This is a genomic window from Amycolatopsis sp. WQ 127309 (assembly GCF_023023025.1).
Lineage (GTDB): Bacteria > Actinomycetota > Actinomycetes > Mycobacteriales > Pseudonocardiaceae > Amycolatopsis.
Genome location: NZ_CP095481.1, coordinates 833,472 through 855,097 on the forward strand (window position 1 = coordinate 833,472; position 21,626 = coordinate 855,097).

Below are 21,626 nucleotides of genomic sequence, written 5' to 3' on the forward strand. Positions count from 1 at the left end.
ATCTCCCTCAGAACTGGATCGCGTCACGGCGCATCAACCGGCGCAGCAGGACAACGAGAATCGACACCAGCGCGATCATCGCCACCGCGCAGGCGCAGGCGGCCCCGAAGTCGGGTGTGCCGTTCGAGCCGAAGGTCCGGTCGAACACGTAGATCCCGAGTGTCCACGCCTGGTTCGGCGGGGCGTAGGTGCCCGGCCCGGCCAGCACGAACACCAGCTCGAAGATCTTGAGCGCGTTGATCGTCCACAGGACACCGGCGACGCCGACGACGTCCCACGTCATCGGCAGCGTGATGTTGCGGAACTTCTGCCACGGCGACGCGCCGCCCAGCTCGGCGTCCTCGTAGAGGTACGGCGGGATCCGGTCGACCGCGGCCATCAGGATGGTGATGTAGAAGCCCGAGCTGGCCCAGATCAGCGACGCCGTCACGACACCTGTCACGTTGGCCGGGGCCAGGAACTTCGCCGCGTCCGCGCCGACGTGCTCCAGCACGTAGTTCGCCAGGCCCTGCTTGCCCGGCTGGTACTTGAACACGAACCCGAGGAACATGCCGAGCGCCACCGGCGCGACGATGTTCGGGAAGAACAGGATGGCCCGGACGACCTTGCCGCCCCGCATGTCCCGCAGCACCATGGTGAACAGGAACGCGATCGCGAACGTGCCGATGCCGCCGAGGAAGACGTACACCAGCGTGTTGCGGAAGGCGTACTGGAACGAGTCGCTCGCCCACATCTGCGTGTAGTTGGTGACGCCGTTGGGCTTGGGCGTGTCCCCCGCGCCGGCCCAGCTGGTGAAGCTCAGGACGACGGTCGCGAGCGTCGGCAGTACGAGGAAAGCCAGGTACAGCACCAGAGCCGGGGCGGCGAACGGCCAGAACAGCCGCTTCTTGCGGCGCAGGTGCGCGGCCCCGGCGGCGCGGGTCCCCCGATCCCGCGCCGCCGTCGTCGTGACCGTGGCCATCAGCTCTGGTTCTTCCAGAAGTCGGCACCCTTGGCCGCGAGCTGGTCCACGAACTGCTGCGGGTTCAGCTCGCCCTTGAGCAGCGAGGTGTCGGCCGGGTCGAAGACGTCGGTCTGCCACTTGCCGCCGGCGATGCCGTCGATCCCGTCGTACTGCAGGACGTGCTCCTTCTTCGGGTCGTCCATCGCGGCCTTGACCTGCTTGAGGTCGTCCGGCACGGCGAGGTCGGCCCGCGGCACCAGGTTGTCGGCCACCGCCGGGATGCCGGACAGGATGTCCTTGTTGAGGAAGTAGGCGATGAATGCCTTCGCGGCTTCGGCGTGCTTCGCCTTCTTGGTGACGGCGAAGCCGATCGACATCTGCTCGACGGTGTCGTGCGTGGCGCCGGCCGGCATCGGGAACTGGAACGAGCCGTAGTTGATCTTCGTCCCGGCGCCCTGCTTGTCCAGGTACTCGCGCGTCTCGCTCGGCGCCCAGGTGCCGACGTAGAGGTAGCGCGAGTCGCCGTCCGCCCAGCGCTGCTGCACCTGCGGGAACTTCGCCGCGTCCCAGCCGTCGATGAAGTACTTCGGCAGCTTCGCGGTTTCGGTGGCGGCCTTGAGGAAACCGGGGTCGGTCTTCCAGAGCTGCCCGGTCTTATCGGCCGCCGCCTTGTTCAGCCCGCCCGAGCCGACGTAGCGCTCGGCGAGCTGGGTGAAGAAGTACATGTTGTAGAACGGGATGTCGCCGTCCTGGCTGATCGCCGCCTTGCCGTCGGCCTTCGCCTTGTCGAACAGCGCGGTCAGGTCGTCCATCGTCTTCGGCTGCTGGACGTCACCGGCGGCGTCCTTGTTGAACCACCAGGCACTCGACTGGACGGTGTACGGGACCATGAAGTTGTGGCCCTCGCGGTCCTTGTTCTGCGGGAAGTCGTACGAGCTGGGCGAAAGCACGTCCTTGACGGTCTTGTCGCCCTCGCCGACCTTCATCGCGAAGACGTCGTCGACACTCTGCGTGCCGCCCGGCGTCGCGATCGCCGCGCCGACCTTGCTGACGTCCTGGTCGAACAGGTCCGGCACCGCGTCGGTGTTCAGCGCGGGCACCAGGTTCTGCGTGTAGGCCTTGCGCCCCAGCCACTGCACGTTCACCTTGACGCCGGTCTTCTCCTGGAAGCACTTGAAGGCCTTCTGCAGGACCTTGCCCTGGGGCTCGTCGGCCGTCCACATCGCCCAGTAGGTGAACTCCTTGTCCGTGGCGGGTTTGACCGCCGCCTCCGGGCAGGGCGCGTTGAGGTACTGGTCGACACCGGGCAGCGCGTTCTCACCGGTGTCGCTGCCGGAGTCCGCGCCCCCGCCGCAGCCGGCCAGCAGGAGAGAGGCCCCCACCGCACACGCCATGACCTTGCTTCGCCGCATCCGCCACCACCAGAGTTCGAGTTTCACGCAACTTCTGCGCGTTGCTGCGCAGTTTTGTTAGGTTTCACGCATCTGTCAACACTCATTGGAACAAATTCTGCTCAATCGTCACTTGGGCCCGCCCTCCGTGACCAGCATGAGCACACCGAGCAACCGCCGCACCTCGACGGCGACGGCGTCCCGCCCGGCCCCCAGGTACTTCCGCGGGTCGACGCGGTCCGGGTGCGCTCGCCAGTCGCCGGTGGCGGCCGCGGTGAACACCTTGTTGAGCTGGGTGGCGATGTTGATCTTCGTCATCCCGGCTTTCACCGCGTCGGCCAGGCCTTCGTCGGACACCCCGGAAGAACCGTGCAGCACCAGCGGGACCGGCACCCGGGCCCGCAGCCGCGCGATCAGCTCGAAGTCCAGCGCGGCGTCCCGGGTCAGCATCGCGTGCGAGCTGCCGACGGCGACGGCGAGCGCGTCGACCCCGGTGGCCGCGGCGAACTCCGCCGCCTCGTCCGGATCGGTGCGCGCGCCGGGCGCGTGCACGCCGTCCTTGCCGCCGACCTCGCCCAGCTCGGCTTCGACCCAGACACCGTGGTCGTGGCAGAACGCGGTGATCTCCCGGGTCGCGCGGACGTTGTCGGCGTAGTCCAGGTTGGACGCGTCGAACATGACCGACCCGAACCCGAGCCCGACGGCTTCCCGCACGAGGTCGGCGGACTCGGCGTGGTCGAGGTGCACGGCGACGTCCGGCTCGGCCTCCCGGGCCGCGGCGAGCGCCGCACCACCGATCGGCGCGAGGGCGCCGTGGTAGCGGACGGCGTTCTGACTGAGCTGCACGATCACCGGCGCTCGGGCCGCGGCCGCGCCGTCGACGATGGCGGTGATGTGTTCGAGCTGGATGGCGTTGAAGGCCCCGCAGCCGCGTCTCGCCGCCGCGGCGGTGCCGACGATCTCCCCGGTGCTCACCAGAGGCATCGTGTTACTCCTGTTCCGGCCGGGCGCGCACGGCGACCAACCCCAGTTCCCGGTGGTAGTGCGCCAGGTCGACGTCCCCGGCCAGCGGCCCGAGTACGGCCGCGCCGGACAGCGCGACCGCGCGGCGCAGGATGTCCGGCCACGGCTCGCGGCGGTTGAGGCCCAGTGCGAGAGCCGCGACCACCGCGTCACCCGCGCCGGTGCTGTTGCCCCGGAGTGCGGTGGACGGCGTCGCGTGCCATGTGCCCGAGCCGGTCACCGCGAGCAGGCCGTCCGGGCCGAGCGACACGACGACCGCGCCCGCGCCCGCTTTCACCAGCTCGCGGGCGGCGGCCTCGGGGTCGTCCAGGCCGGTGACCTCGCGGAGTTCCTCGGCGTTCGGCTTGACCACGGCCGGGCGCGCGGCCAGGCCGGCCAGCAGCGCGGCCCCGGAGGTGTCCAAGACGGACGTTCCGCCGAGCAGCGACGCGTAGCCGTCGGGCGGGGCGCCGGGCGGGAGACTGCCGGAGCAGACCAGCACGTCGGGCTCGTGCCGCCGGACGGCGCCGGCCAGCGCCGTCCACTCCTCGCCGGAAAGCGCCGGGCCGGGCTCGTTCAGCAGCGTGACCGACCCGTCGTCGCCCAGCACCGTCGTGGTGCGGCGCGTCTCCCCGGCGATCGGCACCCAGTCCGCCGCCACGCCCGCCGCGCCGAGTTCCGCCGTGACGGCCGCGCCGGTCGGCCCACCCACTGTCGCGATCGCGACGACGTCCGCGCCGAGCGCGCGCAGCACCCGCGCGACGTTGATCCCCTTGCCCCCGGCCCGGCTCCGGACCTCTCGGACGCGGTGCACGCCGTCCGGTGCCAGACCGTCCACTGTGTACGTGACGTCGAGCGCGGTGTTCGGCGTGACGGTGAGGATCACGGCGGGCTCACGTCAGGACGACGGAGCGGGAGAGACTGCGCGGGTTGTCCGGGTCCAGGCCCTTGCGCCGGGCGATCGCGCCCGCGACGAGCTGCGCGCGGACCAGGTCGGCCATTGGGTCGAGGCCGCTTTCGACGAACGTGCCGCCCGCCCGGCGGACGTCCTCGGCCAGCCCGTCCGGCGCGTGGCCGAACATCCAGGTCACCCGGCCCGGCTCGGCGATGCTGATCGGGCCGTGCCGGTAGTCCCACGCCGGGTACGACTCCGTCCACAGCAGACACGCCTCGCGGAACTTGAGCGCGGCCTCGTTCGCGAGCCCCACCGACCAGCCGGTGCCGAGGAAGCTGAACTGCCCGGCGCCGACCAGCGACTCCGGCAACGGCTCGGCCAGCACCTGCTCGGCCTGCGCGATGACGCCGGTCAGGTCCTCGCCGAGGTGCGCGCGCAGCATCGCGAGCGCGGTGGTGGCGAACCGGGTCTGCACGACCGAGCGTTCGTCCACCGCGGACAGGTCGACGACGCCGTCCGCGGCCCGCTCGATCTCGGCGGGCACGCCGGTGATCGCCGTCGTCCGAGTGCGCCCGCGCAGCTTTTCGAGCACCGTGTGCACCTCGGTCGTGGTGCCCGAGCGGCTCAGCGCGAGCACGTGGTCGTAGGCCCGGCCGGCCGGGAACTCGGACGCGGCGAACGCGTCGGTCTCGCCGAGCCCGGCGGTTTCGCGCAGCACCGCGTACGCCTGGCCGACGAACCACGACGTGCCACAGCCGACGATCGCCACCCGGGCGCCCGGCGCGGGCAGCTGCCCGCTGTTCGCCGAGGCCAGCGCGGCCGCGTCCCGCCAGCAGCCGGGCTGGCTCGCGATCTCCGCCGCCATGAAGGTCCCGCTCATGAACTCCCCATCCGTGCCGGTTGTGCGCAACACCTGTCACGTTAGGTGCAGTTTTGTGCGTCGTCAATCGTCGTATCGTGCAACTTCACACAGAGTCCGCGCAGAGAAGTGCGCGAGAAGGCAGCAGCCGACGGGACCGGCACCGGGTCCGGGCGCAGCAAAAAGGCCACCCTCGGCGAGGGTGGCCTGCAGCAGGCGAGCGGGTCCGGCGGCTACCGGGGCTTGCGGCGCAGCAGCCCGGCGACGACGGCCATCGCGCGCGAACGCGACGACGGCACCGGCGTCACCACCGCGTCCGGGCCGATCCGGCGGCGCATGCGGTAGGCGAGTTCGAGCACTTCGAGATCTTCGGGCCGGCGTCTGCCGTGGACGTCCGGCCGCAGGTACAGCTCGCTGACCGTGACAGGCTTGCCACTGGCACGGGGTGCCGTGCGCGCCATCGGGAACCTCCGGGAGTAGCTGCCGTGCGGGATGGCGCTGATTCTATGAATCAAATTCGGGTTCGTCACCTTACTCACCAGTTGTGTCCGGCGTGTCCTTCGAACGGTCACCTGCCGCGTTAGCCTCGCCGCATGATCACCACTGGGGCGTTGACCGAAACCGACCGCGTGGCCTGGGAAAACCTGTTCGCCGGCTACAACGAGTTCTACGGCAGGCCGCTCACACCGGAGCTGGCGGATCGCGACTGGCGCGAGTTCTCGACCGGCGAGCGGATGCACGCGCTCGGCGCGCGGCTCGACGGCGAGCTCGTCGGGATCACCCACTTCCTGACGCACGCCAGCACGACGTCGGGCGACGTCTGTTACCTGCAGGACCTCTTCACCGCGCCCGAAGCCCGCGGCCACGGCGTCGGCCGCGCGCTGATCGAAGCCGTCGCCGGCTGGGCGCGGGCCCGGGGTTGCGCGCGCGTCTACTGGCACACGCAGACGTCGAACACGACCGCCCGCCGGCTCTACGACCAGGTCGCGCTCGACAAGGGGTTCATGCAGTACCAGATCCCGCTCGGCTAGCGGCGGTGCCGGCCACCGCCGCCACCGCGGTGGTGGCCGTGCCCGCCGCCGTCGTGGTGACCGCCGGACCAGGCCGACTGCCGCGACGAGGCGGATTGCCGTTGCGAGACCGACTGCCGTTCCGAAGCCGGCTGCCATTGCGAAACCTGCTGGCGCGACGGACTCGCGGACCGGGCCGAGTGCCGATCGGCACCGGCGGCCCAGGCCGGGAGTTCGTGCCGCACCGGCGCCACCTGAGTCGACGGCGCGGCGGTGTTTCCGGCCGACTTTCCGGAATTCGACGGCCGGACCACAGCCGCGGGAACGATTCCGCCGAGTTTCGATTCCGGTACCACGGATTCCGGTGGCGTCACGACGTCCGCCGGCGACGGCGTCAGGGCCAGCGGCACGGGTTCGAGACCGACGGGCGGCCAGACCGCGCCCGCGGCGTGCTCGAACGGCTGCGCCGCCAAGGCCGCGACCCCGCCGGTGATCGCGAGCGCCCCGGCGACGACCGAGAGCGCCCGGACGCGGGCGAGCGACCGCAGCACCGGGGACCGGCGCCGGTGCCGCGACGGCGGCGCCTCGAGCGCGTCCTGCCAGCTGTCCGACCTGACCAGCAACTCGGCCACGCTGACCTGCTCGCGGCGCGGAGCCCGACGTGTCATCAAACCCTCCACCCTGGGTCGACCGGACGGTGGCGACGCGGCCGGTCGAGGCGATCTTAGGAATGACCGGGGGCCGTGTAAAGGATCCGCGCTCAGGACAACCGGCCACCGCCGTCGACGTGCAGGGTCGTCCCGGTGATGAACGGATTCGCCAGCACGCTCAGGGTGGCCGCGGAGATATCCGCCGTCGTGCCGACCCGGCGCGCCGGATTCGATTCCGCCGTCCGGCGGAAGAAGCCGTCCTTCGCTTCACCGAGGCGGTCCCACGCGCCCGAGTCGACGATGCCCGGCGACACCGCGTTGACGCGGATCGGCGCGAGGTCCACCGCGAGCGCCTCGGCCAGGAACGCGACCGCGCCGTTCGTCGTGGCCATGACCGCCCGCTCGGGCTGCGGGCGCCACGCGGCGACGCCGGAGAACAGCACGATCGCGCCCCCGGCGCGGAATCGCGGCGCGAAGTGCTTGGCCAGCAGCAGCGGCCCGATCACCTTGGCGTCGAACGCCCGGGTGATCGCGTCCCGCTCCAGCGTCGCGACCGGCCCGTTCGCCGGCGCCGCGGCGAGGGTGATCAGGTAATCGAGTTCGCCCACCTTCCCGGCGAGCGTTTCCAGCGATGATTCGTTCCCGAGATCCGCGAATTCCGCGCGTATTCCGGGCTCGGTGAAACGCTCCGGGTTCCGCCCGGCGAAGACGACTTCCGCGCCCGCCGCGTGCGCGTCCGCCGCGATCCGGCGGCCGATCCCCGAACCGCCGCCCACGATCACCAATCGCTTTTCCCGCAATGACACCAATGACATCTTCGTGCTCCTTTCGTCTCGCACCCCGGGTTCAGCGCACGGCGGAGCCGGATCCATCCCGTCGCGATCCGAAGGTTTTCGATGGCTGCGATAGAATCGGCGAATGCCTACGCTGCGCGCGCTGGAGTGCCTGGTCGCCGTGCTGGACGCGGGGTCGATCACCGAAGCGGCCGCGCGGCTGCACCTGTCGCAGCCCGCGCTGTCCCACCAGATCGGCGCGCTCGAGCGCGAACTGGGCACGCCGGTGCTCGAACGGCTGCCGCGCGGGGTCCGGCCGACCGCGGTGGGCCGGGCGGTCCTGGCCGACGCGCGCGCGGCGCTGGCGGCGGCCGAGCGGGTGGTTCGCACCGGCCGCGCGGTGGCGGGCGGCGGTGCCGGCACCCTCCGGATCGCGTGCGCGGAGTCCATGACCGCCGGGCTGCTCGCGCCGGTCCTGCGCGCCTGGCACCGGCACCGGCCGGGCGTGCTGATCACGCTCACCGAGACGACGAGCGCGGACGCCCTGGTCGCAGCGTTGGAGGCGGGCGAAGCGGACGTCGCGGTGGGGCCGCGGCCGAGCCGCCGGAGCGGGCACGAGGAGGCGGTGGGGCGCGAGGAGATCGTCCTGGCCCTGGCCACCGACCACCCGCTCGCCACCCGCGCGTCGGTGCCGATCACGGACCTGGCCGGGCTGCCGGTGGTCCACTACCACCCGGACAACGGCCTCGGCGGCTGGCTGGACGAGGTGGCGGCGGAGCACGGCACGGTGCTCGACGCGGTGATGCGGACGAAGCAGGCGGCGACGGCGGCCGAGCTGGCCGCGGCCGGCCTGGGGGTCGCGCTGGTCCCGACGACGGCGCTGACCCGCACGTTCGCCGGGGCGCTGCGGCGGCTGAAGCCCGCGCCGCACCGCGACGTCGTCACTTTCATCGTTACGCCGTCGGATTCGCTCGTCCGGCGGTTTCGTTCGGACGTGCGTCACCGCGGGATCACCGTCCCGGCCGCGCTACTGGACAAACTCTCCTGAGTGACCCGTTAAATCCTGGTGAATGTGACAGATTCCCTACGAAGGTTTTGTGCCAACAGGACGAACTTCTCCGTCGCGGCCGGATTTCGCTGTGCCATTCGCCAAAGTTTGCTTCCATCGGATAGCTTGCTCCTACCGGCCAGTACCGGCGGTGGGGCCGATCGGGTGAGGGCGATCAGCGAAGATCGAGGGAAGCGGGGACGACCATGCCGAAGCACCGGCCACGTCGCAAGAGCGCGCGTTCCGTTCGCCGGACCGCCGCCGCGCTCGCCGGTGGCGCGCTCGTCGTGCTGCCCACGCTGACCGCGGGCGGCCTGCCCGCGCCGGTCGTCGTGGCGAACACCGGGGACGCGCTGCTGCCCGGCCAGGCCGCGCCGCTGCAGCAGCCGAACATCGTCATGCCGCCGGTCGCGGTCGACGGCAGCCTGCCGCAGCCGCCCGTGCCGATGCCGCTGATCGTGCCGGGCGGGCACGCCGGCTCGGCGGGCATCTCCGGGCCGCTCGGCATCCCGGCCAGCATGCTCAAGGCGTACAAGAACGCCGCCGACATCCTGAACAAGGAACAGCCGGGCTGCCACATCGACTGGGCGCTGATCGCGAGCATCGGCCGCATCGAGTCGAACCACGCCCGCGGCGGGTACGTCAACGCGGCCGGCGACACGCTGGAGCCGATCCTCGGCCCGGTGCTCAACGGCGCGGGCGCGTTCGCCGCGATCCCGGACACCGACGGCGGCAAGTACGACGGCGACGCGCTGTGGGACCGCGCGGTCGGCCCGACGCAGTTCATCCCGGCGACCTGGCGCGGCTACGCCTCCGACGGCAACGGCGACGGCGTCTCGAACCCGAACAACATCTACGACGAGACCCTGGCCAGCGCGCGGTACTTGTGCTCGGGCGGGCTCGACCTCTCGACGGAGGCCGGCCAGCGCGTCGCCGTCCGCCGCTACAACAACTCCCAGTCCTATGTGGACACCGTGCTGGCGTGGGCCACGGCCTACCGCGGCGGGGTGGCGCAGCTGCCCGACAGCGACGTCCCGATCGGCACGCCGAGCGCCCCGGACAACGCCGCGGCCGGCGGCCCGGTCGGCGTCCCCGCCCCGCCCGCTCCGCCGGTGGTCACCGGCCCACCGGGGTCGCTCCCGCTGCCGGGCACGTCGACGACGCCGACCACCTCGACGTCCCCGACGTCGCCGTCGACCTCGACCACCCCGACGACGTCGACCTCGCCGACCTCCACCACGCCGACAACGCCCACCACGCCGCCGCCGTCGACCACGAGCACGACCACCCCGCCGCCGTCGACCACGGCGACGACCCCGGCGGACTCGGCGGAGACGCCCACCGAGACCTCCACCACGACCAGCCCGACGGGCTGAGCGCGGTGGAGCCGTTCCTGGTGCACATCCGCTGCGACACCGACGGCTACACCCACGCCGTCACCGAGGACGAGTTCGCGACGGGCCGCCACGGCGGCCGGTTCCGCGCGATCTGCGGGCACGTCGTGCTGGCGGCCCCGATGATCGAGGCCCCGGGCCGCTTCGACCCGACGTGCCGCGACATCCTGCGCGGCGACACGACGCCGGCCGAGCCGTCGGTCCCGGCCCAGGAACGCCGCCGGTCACGGTGGCTGCGCACCACCCGCCGCTAGACCCGGTGCCGGTGGTCGTGAGTGGCAATGCGGGTTCTAACCCGAATTACCACTCACGAGGGCCTGGATGCCGTCGAGCATGCGGTGCAGCCCGAACTCGTAGGCCGCTTCGCCCTGGGCCGCCGCCGTCCCGTCGAAGCCGCCGCCCAGCCAGGCGCGGTTGATCGCCGGGTGGCCCTCGACCGTGAAGTGGTTCTCCCAGAACGACGACCGCTGGTGCCACCAGGCCTCGGTGGACTGTCCCGTGCTGCGCTCCAGGCGCGTGTTCTCCGCGCCCATGGCCGCGTTCGCGTCGACGTACGTGCCGATCCCGTTGGCCGCCGCGACGGCGTCCCGCGGCGGCAGGCCCAGACCGTCCATGATGGACAGCAGGTACTCCTGGCCGGCCAGCTGCCCGGGGCCCAGCGGCGGCCGCACCCGCGAGACCTCGCACAGCCACGGGTGGTTCCGGTAGGCGTCGCCGGTCCGCGACGCGTACAACGCCACCTGCTCGCGCCAGCCGGCCGGGCGCGGCTCGCCCGGCCCGGGCAGCCGCCGCTCGACGAGCACGTCGTCGACCATCAGGTCCACCAGCTCGGTCTTGCCCGGCACGTACGTGTAGAGCGTCATCGTGCCCGCGCCGAGCTCCTTGGCGACGCGGTGCATCGACGCGGCCGCGAGCCCGTCGGCGTCCGCGACCGTGATCGCCGCCGCGACGATCCGCTCGACCGTCAGCGTCGGCCGGCGGCCCCTCGTCGGTTCGGCACCGCCGCCCCGGGCGCGCCAGAGCAATCCGAGCGTGCGGTCGATGTTCTCGGCACCACTGCGTTCGGCGGTCATGCGCTCCCCTCGCTCCTCCCGGATCCTACCGGCGAACCGCCCTCACCTGGCACTTCAGGACGTTGGTCCCGTGAATCCGGACGCGCGTCCACCTACCCTGGACCACATGACCGGACGCAAGCCGCCCAAGGTCTCCTTCCGCTGGTGGGTCGACCGCCAGATCAGCGAAGCGCGCGACCGCGGGGAGTTCGACGACCTGCCCGGCACCGGCAAGCCGCTGCCGCCGCCCACCGGCAACGACGCCGCGACCGACTGGGTCCTGCGGCGGGTCCGGGCCGAGGGCCACGACACCGCGGCGTTGCTGCCGCCCGCGCTGGCGCTCAAGCGCGAGGTGCAGGACCTGCCCGGCACCGTCGCCGGTGAGCGGACCGAACGGCGGGTGCGGGAGGTCGTCGAGGACCTCAACGAGCGGATCCGCCAGGCCTACCGCAACCACCTGTCCGGGCCGCCGCTCACCGTCGCGCCGGTCGACGTCGAAGAAGCGCTCGAGGACTGGCGCCGGTCACGCGCCACGCCGTAACCACGCGCGTTCCGCCGCGCTCCACGCGGTCGTCGTGAGCAGGTAGATCCCGGCGGCCTGCGGCACGACGAGCGTCGCGAGCACCGTGCCGTAGGGCAGCAGCCGCAGCAGCTTCCCGCCCGGCACCTCGGCCGCGCCGGCCGCGCGCTGCCGATCCTGCCAGCGCACGGAGAACCACGCGACGACGGCGAGCCCGGCCGCGATCACGAAGACGAGCGGGCTGCCGGCCAGGCCGTGCGCGCCCAGCGGCGTGCCGAACAGCGTCGCGCCGAGCAGCGAGTTGGGCTCGCCGCCGATCGTCGCCGTCGTGAAGACGCGGTACATCACCATGAAGAACGGCAGCTGCGCCAGCATCGGCAGGCAGCCGACGAACATCGACGTGCCGCTCTCCTGCTGCAGCTTCGTCATCTCCGCGGCCAGGCGCTCCCGGTCCCGGCCGTGCTTGGTCTGCAGCGCCTTGATTTCGGGCATCAGGACCGCCCGGGCGCGCTCGCCGCGGGCCGCCGCGCGGGCGAACGGGTGCAGCAGCAGCCGCACGGACAGGGTGAACAGGACGATGGCGAGCACCGCGGGAAGCGGGGTCAGCCAGTGGATCAGGTGGTACGCGCCGGAAACGGGCACGTCGAGAAAGCCGAACATGGGCAGCACTCCGCATGAGTGAGAAGGAGAAGGGCAGGCGGAATGGCTGCGTGAAAGGGTTTTACGCAGCCGGGCTGCGGAAACCGGGTGCTCGTGGCCTGCTGCGTCCGGGTGCGCCTGGGTCGCGGAGCCGGATGGACTCGGCCCGGCGGGCGCGGCGGCGAGCGGCGGCGACGCGGCTGCGCGCCGGCACCGACCAGAGCGCGAGCTCGCTGCGCTGCGTGCTCCCGACCAGCAGGACGACCAGGAGGCTCGCGGCGGCGAGGGAGGCGAAGGCGACCAGCGCGGTGGGGCTGATCAGCGCGGGGAACGCCAGCTCGAGCAACGTGTTCACGGCAGCCGTCCCCCTTCCTTCCGCTCCCAGCGTAGCCGAAGTGCTAACAGCCCGATGGGCTGTAACCTGGTTCGATGAGAGGCCCTTTGCTCGCGGTGCCGATTCTGGCGCTGCTTCTGCTGTTCACCGTCCCGTGGTGGACGCTCGTTCTCGCGCCGGAGTGGGGTACCGCGGGCTTCGTCGCGGGTACTGCCCTGTTCGCGCTGGGCCTGGTGACGATGCCCGTCGCAATGGTCTTCGGCCACGGCAATCGCCAGCGTGACGGCGGCGCCCGTCTCGGCGACACGCTGCTCGCCGTCAGCTGGGTGCTGTTCACGTGGTCCGTGCTGAGCCTGGTGCTGCGCGTCGCGCTGCTCGGCGTCGACGACCCGGCGCGGTCGCGGATCGTCGCGGGCGCGGCGGCGCTCGTCGCCGTCACGTTGCTGGTGTACGGCAACCGCGTCGCGATGCGCGTGCCGCCGGTGAAGGCGACCGACGTCGTCATCCCGCGGCTCGGCCCGGCGCTCGACGGCCTGCGCGTCGCGGTGCTGACCGACACCCACTTCGGCCCGATCGACCGCACGAAGTGGTCGGAGAAGGTCGTCGCGGCGGTGAACGCGCTCGACGCGGACGTCGTCTGCCACGCCGGCGACCTCGCGGACGGCTCGGTGGCGCGGCGCCGCAAGCAGGTCGACCCGCTCGGCGGCGTCCAGGCCAAGCTCGGGCGGTTCTACATCACCGGCAACCACGAGTACTTCGGCGAGGCGCAGGGCTGGCTCGACCACATGGCCGGGCTCGGCTGGGACCCGCTGCACAACCGCTCGACGCTGCTGGAGCGCGGCGGCGACCGGATCGTGTTCGCCGGCATCGACGACCCGACGGGCGCGTCGTCCGGCCTGCCCGGCCACGGCCCCGACCTGCCCGCGGCGCTCGACGGCGTCCCGTCCGAGGTGCCGGTGGTGCTGCTCGCACACCAGCCGAAGCAGGTCGTGCAGGCCCGGGAAGCGGGCATCGACCTGCAGATCTCCGGGCACACGCACGGCGGCCAGATCTGGCCGTTCCACTACCTGGTGCGGCTGGACCAGCCGATGCTGTCCGGCCTCAAGCGGTTCGGCCCGACCCAGCTGTACAACAGCCGGGGCACCGGGTTCTGGGGCCCGCCGTTCCGGGTCTTCGCGCCCAGCGAGATCACGCTCCTCACGCTGCGCCGCGCCTGAGTCAGGCCGCCTCGACCCCGGGGCGGCCTCTCTCCGGCGTCACCGACAAGTTTTTTTGTCTTGACAGTTTTTACACTCGGATGTCAGGCTGTGCGGCATGACCACCTCCCTGAGCCCCGCCCGCACCGCCGCGACGTCGGACGGCCGGACCCGCGCCCTGCTCGCCTGCGGCGTCCTCGCCGGACCCGTCTTCGTCCTGACCGGGCTGGTCCAGGGCCTGACGCGAGCGGGCTTCGACCTCACGCGGCACCCGGCGAGCCTGCTGTCCAACGGCTCGCTCGGCTTCATCCAGATCACGAACTTCCTGGTCAGCGGCCTGCTGACAATCGCGGCCGCCGCCGGGATCCGGCGGGCGCTACCCGGCCGGTGGGGGCCGGGATTCCTCGCCGTCTACGGCGTCGGCCTGCTCTGCGCCGGCGTCTTCCGGGCCGACCCGCAGGACGGCTTCCCGCTCGGCACGCCCGCCGGGCCGCCGGCGTCGGTGAGCTGGCACGGCACGCTGCACTTCGTCTGCGGCGGCCTCGGCTTCGCCGGCCTGGTCGCGGCGTGCTTCGTCATCGGCTCGCACCTCACGCCGGGGCGGGCCTGGTACGCGCGGATCACCGGCGTGCTTTTCTTCCTCGGCTTCGCGGGCGTAGCGTCCGGTTCGACGAGCCCGGCCGTGACGCTCGGCTTCTGGGCGGCGGTCACCGTCGCCTGGCTCTGGCTCGCGACGACGTCAGCCCACCTGGCGCGGCGCTGAAACCCCTACCGGACAAGGAGAAGTCCCCATGAGCACGACGGTTTCCGCCGACGGCACCAAGATCGCCTACACCCGCGCCGGGTCCGGCCCCGCGCTCGTCCTCGTGGACGGCGCGATGTGCTACCGGGGGTCGTCCCCCAACGACGACCTGGCGAAGGAGCTGGCCGCTCACTTCACGGTCTACACCTACGACCGCCGAGGCCGCGGCGAGAGCACCGACACGACGCCGTACGCGGTCGAGCGCGAGGTCGAGGACCTCGAGGCGCTGATCGGGGAAGCGGGCGGCACTGCATTGTTGTTCGGCATCTCGTCGGGCGCCGCGCTGGCGCTGGAGGCGGTGGACCGCGGGCTCCCGGCGACGAAGCTGGCGCTGTACGAACCGCCGTTCATCCTCGACGACACCCGCAAGCCGGTCCCGGCCGACTACGCGACCCGCCTGGACGAAGCCGTGGCGACGGGCAAGCGCGGCAAGGCGGTCAAGATCTTCATGAGGGAGGGCGTCGGCCTGAGCGGCGGCGTGGTCGCGATGATGCGGATCATGCCGTTCTGGTCGAAGCTCAAGCGAGTGGCCCACACCCTCCCGTACGACACGGCGGTGGTGGGTGACCACCAGTCGGGCGCCGCGCTGCCGTCCCCGGCGTGGCCGCAGGTGAAGATCCCGACGATGACCATCGACGGCGGCAAGAGCCCGGAGTGGATGCGCAACGGCGTGGCGGCGCTGGCGAAGGCCCTGCCGTCGGCGGACCACCGGACGTTGGCGGGCCAGACACACATCGTGAAGGCGGCGGCTCTGGCCCCGGTGCTGAGGGACTTCTTCCGCGGCTAGGGAAGTCCGTGAATGCCACATCGAGGGACCAAGCGTCCGTGGATGTGGCATTCACGGACTTCCGATTACCGGTGGACGGACCCGGGAACCTGGTCACCATGAGCCCGTCCATCCGGATCGTCGAAGCCGACATCACCACCCTCGACGTCGATGTCGTCGTCAACGCCGCCAACTCCTCGCTGCTGGGCGGGGGCGGCGTCGACGGGGCCATCCACCGCAAGGGCGGGCCCGCGATCCTCGCCGCGTGCCGCGAACTGCGGGCCGGGCACTACGGGCGGGGGCTCAAGACCGGGCAGGCCGTCGCCACCACCGCCGGGAACCTGCCCGCGAAGTGGGTCGTGCACACCGTCGGGCCCGTGTGGTCCGCCGACGAAGACCGGTCAGGACTCCTCGCCGACTGCCACCGGAACTCGCTGAAGGTCGCTGACGAACTCCAAGCCAAGACCATCGCGTTTCCCGCCATTTCCACCGGGATCTACCGCTGGCCGATGGAGTCCGCCGCCGAGATCGCGCTCGCCACCGTCCGCGGAACAGCGACCGGTGTCGAGGAAATCGTCTTCGCGCTTCGCGGGGACGAAGCCGTCCGGGTCTTTCGCGCGTGTCACAACTCCCTTGCCTGAGCGATCACCCAGCGGGCAAGGTGCAGGCGTGCCCACTCGCGCTCTGGTCTTCGACTTCGACGGCACGCTCGCCGACACCGAGTCCGCCGTGCTCGCCTCCTGGCAGGAGACCTTCCGCGACCACGGCGTCGAGCTGCCGCTCGAAGCCTGGTACGCCGTGATCGGCACCCAGCACACCACGGACGCGATGTTCGCCCTGCTCACCGAGCGGGTTCCGGGCGTCGACACCGAGGCGCTGCGGCCCATCACCAGGGCCCGGGTCCTCAAGCTCCTCGAGACCCTCGGGCCGCGCGACGGCGTCCTCGGCTACCTCGACTCCGCGCGGGACCACGGCCTGAAGCTGGCCGTCGCGTCCAGCTCGTCCGGGGGCTGGGTGCTCCCGCACCTCGAACGGCTCGGCATCGCGGGCTACTTCGACGCCGTCTGCACCGGTGACCGGCACGCCGCCAAGCCCCGGCCCGACCTCTACCTCGCCGCCCTCGACGCGCTGGGCGCCAAGGCCGGCGACGCCATCGCCTTCGAGGACACCCCGCACGGCGTGACCTCGGCCAAAGCGGCCGGGCTGACCTGCGTCGCGGTGCCCAACGCGATCACCGAGAACCTCGACTTCGGCGCGGCGGACGTCGTCCTGCCGTCCTTCACGGCGAAGCCGCTCGAAGCGCTTCTCAGCCGTTAGGCAGCGACGCGACCAGCCGGTCGAGGAACGGCAGCTGGCCCTTGAGCAGCTTCTCCCGGGCGACGTCGAGGGTGAACCACTCGACCCGGTCCAGCTCGGGGAACTCCTGCTGCTTGCCCGAACGCGGCGGCCACTCCATGGTGAACGTCCCGGGCACGACGGCTGCCGGGTCGAGGTCGGCCTCGACCGCCCACGCCGTGACGACCTTGCCGCCCGACTGCTTGATCTCGCCGAGCGGCACGTAGTCGCCCTCGGGCGCGGGCAGGCCCAGCTCCTCCCGGAACTCGCGCCGCGCCGCGTCCTCCGGGGGCTCGTCCTCGTCGAGCTCGCCCTTCGGCAGCGACCACGAAGCCGCGTCCTTCTTCGCCCAGAACGGCCCGCCCATGTGCCCGAGCAGCACTTCGACGTCGTCGCCCCGCCCGCGGTGGAGCAGGAGCCCGGCACTGCGTTTGCCCGCCATCGGCCCAGTCTGCCGAAACCCGTCCGCGGCTCAGAAGCCGCCCTGGGCGGCCGCCAGGTCGGACCGCGCCATCACGTGTTCCATCAGGCTGGTCAGCACCTGCTTCGTCGACTCCCGCTCGCGCGCGTCGCACAGCAGCAGCGGGACGTCCATGCCGATGTCGAGCGCCTGCCGGACCTCTTCGGTGCCGTAGCGGTAGCCGCCGTCGAAGCAGTTCACGCCGACGACGAACGGCAGGTTGCGGCGCTCGAAGAAGTCCACCGCGGCGAAGCAGCTGTCGAGGCGCCGGGTGTCGGCCAGCACGACGGCGCCGAGCGCGCCCTCCGCCAGCTCGTCCCACATGAACCAGAACCGGTCCTGCCCCGGCGTGCCGAACAGGTACAGGATCAGGTCGGGGTTGATCGTGATGCGGCCGAAGTCGAGCGCGACCGTCGTGGTGGTCTTCTGCTCGACGCCCGAAAGGTCGTCCACGCCCTCGGACGCGGTCGTGATGACTTCCTCGGTGCGCAGCGGCGGCACTTCGCTCACCGAACCGACCATCGTGGTCTTGCCGACCCCGAAGCCGCCGGCGATCAGCACCTTGACCGCGGTCGCGGTCAGGTTGCGCCGGGGTTCAGAGTTTCCGGATGCCATCAAGAACCGCCTGGAGTACGTGTTTGTTGGGGGTTTCGTTCACCGGCGCCGCGGTACGGAACAGCACCAGGTTCTGCTCGATGAGGTCGCTGAGCATCACCTTGACCACGGGCAACGGCAGATCGACCCGCGCGGCCACCTCGGCCACCGAGACCGGCCGCTGGCACAGCGCGACGATGCGGGCGTACTCGGGTTCGAGCATGCCCGCCTCGTGCGCCGTGCGCAGGGCGACGACCAGGGTGATGAGGTCGAGCCCCAGGGTGTCGGACCGCGTGCGCCCACCCGTGACGGCGTAGGACCGGACCAGGGGGCCGGCCTCGTCGTCGAACCAGGCTTCGTGCTTGGCACTCATGTCGTCGTGGGCAGGACGCCGGCGCCGGTCCGCGGGGCCGAGGTGAGCACCTGGCCGACCCGCTTCACCATCAGGTTCATCTCGTAGGCCACGAGGCCCATGTCCGCGTCCTCCCGGGCGAGCAGGGCGAGACAGGCACCGCGCCCGGCCGCCGTCACGAACAGGAACGCGTGGTCCATCTCGACCATCGTCTGCCGGACGTTACCGCCGCCGAAGTGCCGCCCGGTACCGCGCGCGAGGCTCTGGAACGCCGAAGCCACCGCCGACAGGTGTTCGGCGTCCTCTTCGGTGAGGTTCCCGGACCGCCCGATGAGCAGGCCGTCCGAGGACAGCACCACGGCGCGGTCCGCTCCGGCGACCCGCTTGACGAGGTCGTCCAGCAGCCAGTCGAGCTCACTGACGCCTGAGTTGGCCATTACTCGCGCTCTCCGTACGTGTCGTCGTTCTCGGCTGGTTCCGCGTCCCGGGCCCGGCGGGTGCCCTGCTGGAACGCGGACAGCCGACTGCGGGCTGCTTCCGGTGAGTCGAGCCGGACCTCTTCCCGCTCCTGCTGTGCGGGCCTATCTTCCCTCAACTGGGGAACGAGGCTCTGCTGACGTCGCCGTTGCGGCAGCGGCGGGCGGCCGGGGGCCTCCGGACGCCGAGGCTGCTGGGGCCGGGATTCCGACACCGCGGGCCGCGGCTCCTGCCGGGGCTCCTGCGGCGGCCACACCGGCTGCTGCGCGGCCGGGCGGGCCGGGCGCGAGCGGACGGGGGGCGCGGGCGGCCGGGCCGACGCCGCCGGCTGGGCCTGGGTCGGCTGGCTGGACGGCTGGCTCACCGGCTGGATCTGGGTGGGCTGGCTGGACGGCTCGGAGACGGTCCCGACCGGCACCGGCGTCGGCTCGGACGGCGGCTGCGCCGGGGCCGGCGCGATCACCGGGGCCGGCTGCGTGGGCATCGGCGGCGGGTCGGTGCGGTGGCGCGCCGGGCGGCGCGGCTGCCGCCGCAGCTGCCGGACCTCGTCGTTCGGCGGCTCGGTCTCGCCGGGGTTCGGCACCAGTTCCGGCTTCGGCGGGGTGATCGGCTGCTCCGGCTCGAGCTCGGCGAGCGGGGCGAGCAGGTCGGTGCGGACCAGGACGATGGCCCGGGTGCCGCCGTAGGCCGACTCGCGCAGGTGCACCTGGATGCCGTGCCGCGCGGCCAGCCGCGCGACCACGAACAGGCCGAGGCGCGGCTCGTCGGACAGCGCCATGATGCCGAAGTCCGGCGGGGCGGCCAGCAGCGTGTTGATCTCTTCGGTCTGGTCCGGCTCGAGCCCGAGGCCCTGGTCCTCGACCTCGATGACGACGCCCTTGCCGACCACGTTGCCGCGGACCTCGACCCGCGACTGCGGTGGCGAGAACGACGTCGCGTTGTCGATCAGCTCGGCCAGCAGGTGCACGAGGTCGCCGACGACCGGGCCGCGGATGGCGATCTGCGGCAGCGCCGCCGTCTTCACCCTGGCGAAGTCCTCGGTCTCGGCGGACGCGCCGCGGACCAGCTCGGCCAGCCCGACCGGGTTGCGCCACTGCCGGCCCGGCTGCCCGCCGCCGAGGATGATCAGGTTCTCGGCGTTGCGGCGCGCGCGGGTGGAGAGGTGGTCGAGCTGGAACAGCGTGTCCAGCTGCTCCGGGTCCTCCTGCTTGCGCTCGGCCTGGTCGAGCACCTTGAGCTGGCGGTGCACGATGACCTGGCTGCGGTGGGCGATGTTGAGGAACACCGTCTTGGTGCCCTCGCGGATCTTCGCCTCGTCGATGGCCGCCGCGATGGCGGTCTGCTGCGCCTTGTTGAACGCGTCGGCGACCTGGCCGATCTCGTCGGTGCCGTGGTCGAGGAAGTGCCCGCCCTCTTCGAGGTCGACGGGCTCACCCGCCTGGACCCGGGCGACCAGCTCGGGCAGCCGGACCTCGGCCGCGTCGAGGGTGTCCTCGCGCAGCCGGTGCAGCCGGCCGATGAGCCGGTTCGACAGCCGGACGGCGACGAAGACGACGAAGACCGCGAACAGCACGGCGATCACACCGGCGATGAGCGACTCGGTGAACGTCGAGTCGGCGTCGTCGATCGCGGCCTGGCTCGCGCTGGCGCTCTGCGCGACGAAGATGCCCGACAGGGCGTCGCCGACCTGTTTCGCGGCGGCGCGCCACTGGTCCTGCGCCACCGGCAGCTTGGTGAGGTCACCGCGCAGGAACGCGGTCTCGACCTGGTTCACGATCTGCCACGGCTGGCTCGCCAGCAGCTGGTCGTACTTGGCCTTGACGTCGGGGATCATCTTCGGCGCCGACGCGTCGAGCTGCGCGTGGTAGGCACCGACCTGGCCGACGTAGGTGCGGAAGTCGTCGTTCGTCAGCCCGCCCGCGGCCAGCCCGGCGGCCGCGAGCGCGTCACTGCGCTGCATCGCCTCCGCCGCGGTGAACATCGGGATGGCGGTCAGCCGGTCGAACGCGTTCTGCGCGCCACGCGCGTTCTGCGCCAGCCCGGCCAGGCCGTCGGTGAACTGGTCGATGATCTTGTTGTAGAAGGCGAAGGCCTGGCTGATCTGGATCTGCCCGCTGTCGACCGCCTGGCGCGTCTGCGGCAGCTGCTGGTAGAGCCCGAAGAACGTGGTGATGTTCTTCTGGACGCTCGGCGGGGTGTCGTCGTAGCCGGCGAAGCTGTCCTTGAGGTACTCGATCGTCTTCGCGGCGTTCTGGTCCGTCTTCGGGCGGACGGCCGCGAGCACCGCGCGCTGGTTGCCCTGGCCCGCGAGCAGGCTCAGGGTCGCCAGGCGCTCCTGCTGCAGCGCGCCGAAGAACGGGATCGACGGCGCTTCCGAGCCGCGGATCCGGTTCACGTAGTCACGGCCCGTGACGGCGTCGTAGATCAGGTAACCTGCGAGGGCCACGCCGACGAGCAACAGCGCGACACTGGGGATGAGCGCGATCGTGAGGACGCGCTTCCGAATCGAGGATCCCCGGTTGCGTCGAAGAGAAATCTGCTTCACCTGGGTCCGTTTTCCTTCCGGCAGTACATGGTTTCGGGTCGCCCGAGGCGGTCAACACCCGGATTCCGACCAGCCGGATCAACATCACCGTGGTCTGCTTCGCCCGCGACGACGTTAGGCAGCCCTTCAGGGCACGTCAAGTCCGCGGCGATAACCGTGATCTTGGAAACGGTGACCTGCTCACACTCGTTGCCCGTGCTTGGAAAGTCCACCACCGAAAGTCGTGACGTTCGTCCCGAGGCGGCTTCCGTTTCACGCCACGGGCGCACGCTGTGATCGGGCGCGGTCGAACCAGTCGCCGCACCAGGGTGCGCTACGTACAGCGGCGCCGAATCGTTCGGTGAGAAACATCACGAGTGTGCCACGACCAGGACACATCGTCACTTCGTTCGGGCCCGCGGGCCGCCGGAAAGCGGAAATGCGCACGATTCGCGAGCGGCGCCACGGATTCACCGGAGCGCGAGCCGGAATTCGCGCCATTCCGCGTATCGCGAGTTCGACCGGCTCGCGACAGGCCCGGAACCGGTTCCGGAAGTCGATACCGCGGTACTGCTCCGAATGGAATAGCGCGTCGTCGAAGAATTCGATT

At 71.6% G+C, this 21,626-nt stretch carries 26 protein-coding genes; 10 read left to right on the forward strand and 16 right to left on the reverse strand.

The window, feature by feature from the left end; genetic code table 11:
• Nucleotides 1-7: 7 nt before the first annotated feature.
• The 6 genes from MUY22_RS03270 to MUY22_RS03295 all read right to left on the reverse strand — a co-directional run bounded on the left by MUY22_RS03270 (nt 8) and on the right by MUY22_RS03295 (nt 5,551).
• Nucleotides 8-961 carry a carbohydrate ABC transporter permease gene (locus MUY22_RS03270; protein WP_247056891.1) on the reverse strand — a complete coding sequence of 318 codons (954 nt, stop codon included), beginning with the start codon at nt 959-961 and terminating at the stop codon, nt 8-10.
• A complete protein-coding gene (locus MUY22_RS03275) occupies nt 961-2,337 on the reverse strand; it encodes an ABC transporter substrate-binding protein (protein ID WP_371827649.1) in 1,377 nt (458 codons plus the stop codon). Before MUY22_RS03275 ends, MUY22_RS03270 begins: the two co-directional genes overlap by 1 nt.
• Nucleotides 2,338-2,463: 126 nt before the next feature.
• Nucleotides 2,464-3,318, reverse strand: coding sequence for a class II fructose-bisphosphate aldolase (locus MUY22_RS03280; protein ID WP_247056895.1), 855 nt, complete (start codon nt 3,316-3,318; stop codon nt 2,464-2,466).
• 4 nt (nt 3,319-3,322) lie between these two features.
• Nucleotides 3,323-4,222 (reverse strand): 1-phosphofructokinase family hexose kinase, encoded by a 900-nt coding sequence (locus tag MUY22_RS03285; RefSeq protein WP_247056897.1) that lies wholly within the window; start codon nt 4,220-4,222, stop codon nt 3,323-3,325.
• Between the two features lie 7 nt (nt 4,223-4,229).
• The gene (locus tag MUY22_RS03290) at nt 4,230-5,111 is read right to left on the reverse strand and encodes an SIS domain-containing protein (protein ID WP_247056899.1); all 882 of its coding nucleotides are present in this window, start codon (nt 5,109-5,111) and stop codon (nt 4,230-4,232) included.
• A 212-nt stretch (nt 5,112-5,323) separates the two neighbouring features.
• Nucleotides 5,324-5,551, reverse strand: coding sequence for a hypothetical protein (locus MUY22_RS03295; protein WP_247056901.1), 228 nt, complete (start codon nt 5,549-5,551; stop codon nt 5,324-5,326).
• 132 nt (nt 5,552-5,683) lie between these two features.
• On the opposite strand from MUY22_RS03295, the gene MUY22_RS03300 reads away from it, so the two are divergent.
• Complete coding sequence (locus MUY22_RS03300; RefSeq protein WP_247056903.1) at nt 5,684-6,121, forward strand: GNAT family N-acetyltransferase; 438 nt, start codon at nt 5,684-5,686, stop codon at nt 6,119-6,121.
• Here the strand turns inward: MUY22_RS03300 and MUY22_RS03305 are convergent.
• Both MUY22_RS03305 and MUY22_RS03310 read right to left on the reverse strand, forming a co-directional pair.
• A complete protein-coding gene (locus tag MUY22_RS03305) occupies nt 6,118-6,768 on the reverse strand; it encodes a hypothetical protein (protein ID WP_247056906.1) in 651 nt (216 codons plus the stop codon). The genes MUY22_RS03300 and MUY22_RS03305 overlap by 4 nt on opposite strands.
• A gap of 92 nt (nt 6,769-6,860) precedes the next feature.
• A complete protein-coding gene (locus tag MUY22_RS03310; RefSeq protein WP_247056908.1) occupies nt 6,861-7,565 on the reverse strand; it encodes an SDR family oxidoreductase in 705 nt (234 codons plus the stop codon).
• A 103-nt stretch (nt 7,566-7,668) separates the two neighbouring features.
• Between MUY22_RS03310 and MUY22_RS03315 the strand changes: the two genes are divergently transcribed.
• From MUY22_RS03315 to MUY22_RS03325, 3 genes are all read left to right on the forward strand, one after another.
• Nucleotides 7,669-8,571 carry a LysR family transcriptional regulator gene (locus tag MUY22_RS03315; RefSeq protein WP_247056910.1) on the forward strand — a complete coding sequence of 301 codons (903 nt, stop codon included), beginning with the start codon at nt 7,669-7,671 and terminating at the stop codon, nt 8,569-8,571.
• Nucleotides 8,572-8,777: 206 nt separating this feature from the next.
• The gene (locus tag MUY22_RS03320) at nt 8,778-9,947 is read left to right on the forward strand and encodes a lytic transglycosylase domain-containing protein (protein ID WP_247056912.1); all 1,170 of its coding nucleotides are present in this window, start codon (nt 8,778-8,780) and stop codon (nt 9,945-9,947) included.
• 5 nt (nt 9,948-9,952) lie between these two features.
• Nucleotides 9,953-10,219: a hypothetical protein gene (locus MUY22_RS03325; RefSeq protein WP_247056913.1), complete on the forward strand. Its 267-nt coding sequence runs from the start codon at nt 9,953-9,955 to the stop codon at nt 10,217-10,219.
• A gap of 36 nt (nt 10,220-10,255) precedes the next feature.
• Here the strand turns inward: MUY22_RS03325 and MUY22_RS03330 are convergent, their stop codons facing one another.
• A complete protein-coding gene (locus tag MUY22_RS03330; RefSeq protein WP_247056915.1) occupies nt 10,256-11,038 on the reverse strand; it encodes a TetR/AcrR family transcriptional regulator C-terminal domain-containing protein in 783 nt (260 codons plus the stop codon).
• A gap of 106 nt (nt 11,039-11,144) precedes the next feature.
• Between MUY22_RS03330 and MUY22_RS03335 the strand changes: the two genes are divergently transcribed.
• The gene (locus tag MUY22_RS03335; RefSeq protein WP_247056917.1) at nt 11,145-11,558 is read left to right on the forward strand and encodes a DUF1992 domain-containing protein; all 414 of its coding nucleotides are present in this window, start codon (nt 11,145-11,147) and stop codon (nt 11,556-11,558) included.
• Here MUY22_RS03335 and MUY22_RS03340 read toward each other — a convergent pair.
• Nucleotides 11,541-12,197 (reverse strand): membrane protein insertase YidC, encoded by a 657-nt coding sequence (locus MUY22_RS03340; RefSeq protein ID WP_247056919.1) that lies wholly within the window; start codon nt 12,195-12,197, stop codon nt 11,541-11,543. The genes MUY22_RS03335 and MUY22_RS03340 overlap by 18 nt on opposite strands.
• Before the next feature lie 61 nt (nt 12,198-12,258).
• A complete protein-coding gene (locus MUY22_RS03345) occupies nt 12,259-12,531 on the reverse strand; it encodes a DUF6412 domain-containing protein (protein ID WP_247056921.1) in 273 nt (90 codons plus the stop codon).
• Nucleotides 12,532-12,605: 74 nt separating this feature from the next.
• Between MUY22_RS03345 and MUY22_RS03350 the strand changes: the two genes are divergently transcribed.
• From MUY22_RS03350 to MUY22_RS03370, 5 genes are all read left to right on the forward strand, one after another.
• Nucleotides 12,606-13,727: a metallophosphoesterase gene (locus tag MUY22_RS03350; RefSeq protein ID WP_247056923.1), complete on the forward strand. Its 1,122-nt coding sequence runs from the start codon at nt 12,606-12,608 to the stop codon at nt 13,725-13,727.
• Between the two features lie 97 nt (nt 13,728-13,824).
• The gene (locus MUY22_RS03355; protein ID WP_247056925.1) at nt 13,825-14,469 is read left to right on the forward strand and encodes a DUF998 domain-containing protein; all 645 of its coding nucleotides are present in this window, start codon (nt 13,825-13,827) and stop codon (nt 14,467-14,469) included.
• A 28-nt stretch (nt 14,470-14,497) separates the two neighbouring features.
• Nucleotides 14,498-15,295, forward strand: coding sequence for an alpha/beta fold hydrolase (locus tag MUY22_RS03360; protein ID WP_247056927.1), 798 nt, complete (start codon nt 14,498-14,500; stop codon nt 15,293-15,295).
• Between the two features lie 98 nt (nt 15,296-15,393).
• A complete protein-coding gene (locus tag MUY22_RS03365; protein WP_247056929.1) occupies nt 15,394-15,915 on the forward strand; it encodes an O-acetyl-ADP-ribose deacetylase in 522 nt (173 codons plus the stop codon).
• A gap of 28 nt (nt 15,916-15,943) precedes the next feature.
• A complete protein-coding gene (locus MUY22_RS03370) occupies nt 15,944-16,591 on the forward strand; it encodes an HAD family hydrolase (protein ID WP_247056931.1) in 648 nt (215 codons plus the stop codon).
• On the opposite strand, the gene MUY22_RS03375 is transcribed toward MUY22_RS03370, so the two are convergent.
• From MUY22_RS03375 to MUY22_RS03395, 5 genes are read right to left on the reverse strand one after another with little or no spacing between them, the layout of a single operon-like run.
• Nucleotides 16,581-17,051 (reverse strand): NUDIX domain-containing protein, encoded by a 471-nt coding sequence (locus MUY22_RS03375; RefSeq protein WP_247056933.1) that lies wholly within the window; start codon nt 17,049-17,051, stop codon nt 16,581-16,583. The two genes, MUY22_RS03370 and MUY22_RS03375, sit on opposite strands and share 11 nt — an antisense overlap.
• 30 nt (nt 17,052-17,081) lie before the next feature.
• A complete protein-coding gene (locus MUY22_RS03380; protein WP_247056935.1) occupies nt 17,082-17,684 on the reverse strand; it encodes an ATP/GTP-binding protein in 603 nt (200 codons plus the stop codon).
• A complete protein-coding gene (locus MUY22_RS03385) occupies nt 17,665-18,036 on the reverse strand; it encodes a DUF742 domain-containing protein (protein WP_247056937.1) in 372 nt (123 codons plus the stop codon). The genes MUY22_RS03380 and MUY22_RS03385 overlap by 20 nt, the downstream gene beginning before the upstream one ends.
• Nucleotides 18,033-18,452: a roadblock/LC7 domain-containing protein gene (locus MUY22_RS03390; protein ID WP_247056939.1), complete on the reverse strand. Its 420-nt coding sequence runs from the start codon at nt 18,450-18,452 to the stop codon at nt 18,033-18,035. The genes MUY22_RS03385 and MUY22_RS03390 overlap by 4 nt, the downstream gene beginning before the upstream one ends.
• The gene (locus MUY22_RS03395; protein ID WP_247056941.1) at nt 18,452-21,037 is read right to left on the reverse strand and encodes an ATP-binding protein; all 2,586 of its coding nucleotides are present in this window, start codon (nt 21,035-21,037) and stop codon (nt 18,452-18,454) included. The genes MUY22_RS03390 and MUY22_RS03395 overlap by 1 nt, the downstream gene beginning before the upstream one ends.
• Nucleotides 21,038-21,626 lie beyond the last annotated feature (589 nt).

Bases quoted from the DNA above. Each gene is read 5' to 3' on its own strand.
- MUY22_RS03270 (WP_247056891.1), bottom strand. From the start codon at position 961: ATGGCCACGGTCACGACGACGGCGGCGCGGGATCGGGGGACCCGCGCC.
- MUY22_RS03375 (WP_247056933.1), bottom strand. From the start codon at position 17,051: ATGGCGGGCAAACGCAGTGCCGGGCTCCTGCTCCACCGCGGGCGGGGC.
- MUY22_RS03335 (WP_247056917.1), top strand. From the start codon at position 11,145: ATGACCGGACGCAAGCCGCCCAAGGTCTCCTTCCGCTGGTGGGTCGAC.
- MUY22_RS03275 (WP_371827649.1), bottom strand. From the start codon at position 2,337: ATGGCGTGTGCGGTGGGGGCCTCTCTCCTGCTGGCCGGCTGCGGCGGG.
- MUY22_RS03360 (WP_247056927.1), top strand. From the start codon at position 14,498: ATGAGCACGACGGTTTCCGCCGACGGCACCAAGATCGCCTACACCCGC.
- MUY22_RS03310 (WP_247056908.1), bottom strand. From the start codon at position 7,565: ATGTCATTGGTGTCATTGCGGGAAAAGCGATTGGTGATCGTGGGCGGC.
- MUY22_RS03300 (WP_247056903.1), top strand. From the start codon at position 5,684: ATGATCACCACTGGGGCGTTGACCGAAACCGACCGCGTGGCCTGGGAA.
- MUY22_RS03295 (WP_247056901.1), bottom strand. From the start codon at position 5,551: ATGGCGCGCACGGCACCCCGTGCCAGTGGCAAGCCTGTCACGGTCAGC.
- MUY22_RS03380 (WP_247056935.1), bottom strand. From the start codon at position 17,684: ATGGCATCCGGAAACTCTGAACCCCGGCGCAACCTGACCGCGACCGCG.
- MUY22_RS03355 (WP_247056925.1), top strand. From the start codon at position 13,825: ATGACCACCTCCCTGAGCCCCGCCCGCACCGCCGCGACGTCGGACGGC.
- MUY22_RS03365 (WP_247056929.1), top strand. From the start codon at position 15,394: ATGAGCCCGTCCATCCGGATCGTCGAAGCCGACATCACCACCCTCGAC.
- MUY22_RS03350 (WP_247056923.1), top strand. From the start codon at position 12,606: ATGAGAGGCCCTTTGCTCGCGGTGCCGATTCTGGCGCTGCTTCTGCTG.
- MUY22_RS03280 (WP_247056895.1), bottom strand. From the start codon at position 3,318: ATGCCTCTGGTGAGCACCGGGGAGATCGTCGGCACCGCCGCGGCGGCG.
- MUY22_RS03320 (WP_247056912.1), top strand. From the start codon at position 8,778: ATGCCGAAGCACCGGCCACGTCGCAAGAGCGCGCGTTCCGTTCGCCGG.
- MUY22_RS03340 (WP_247056919.1), bottom strand. From the start codon at position 12,197: ATGTTCGGCTTTCTCGACGTGCCCGTTTCCGGCGCGTACCACCTGATC.
- MUY22_RS03305 (WP_247056906.1), bottom strand. From the start codon at position 6,768: ATGACACGTCGGGCTCCGCGCCGCGAGCAGGTCAGCGTGGCCGAGTTG.
- MUY22_RS03290 (WP_247056899.1), bottom strand. From the start codon at position 5,111: ATGAGCGGGACCTTCATGGCGGCGGAGATCGCGAGCCAGCCCGGCTGC.
- MUY22_RS03315 (WP_247056910.1), top strand. From the start codon at position 7,669: ATGCCTACGCTGCGCGCGCTGGAGTGCCTGGTCGCCGTGCTGGACGCG.
- MUY22_RS03330 (WP_247056915.1), bottom strand. From the start codon at position 11,038: ATGACCGCCGAACGCAGTGGTGCCGAGAACATCGACCGCACGCTCGGA.
- MUY22_RS03390 (WP_247056939.1), bottom strand. From the start codon at position 18,452: ATGGCCAACTCAGGCGTCAGTGAGCTCGACTGGCTGCTGGACGACCTC.
- MUY22_RS03385 (WP_247056937.1), bottom strand. From the start codon at position 18,036: ATGAGTGCCAAGCACGAAGCCTGGTTCGACGACGAGGCCGGCCCCCTG.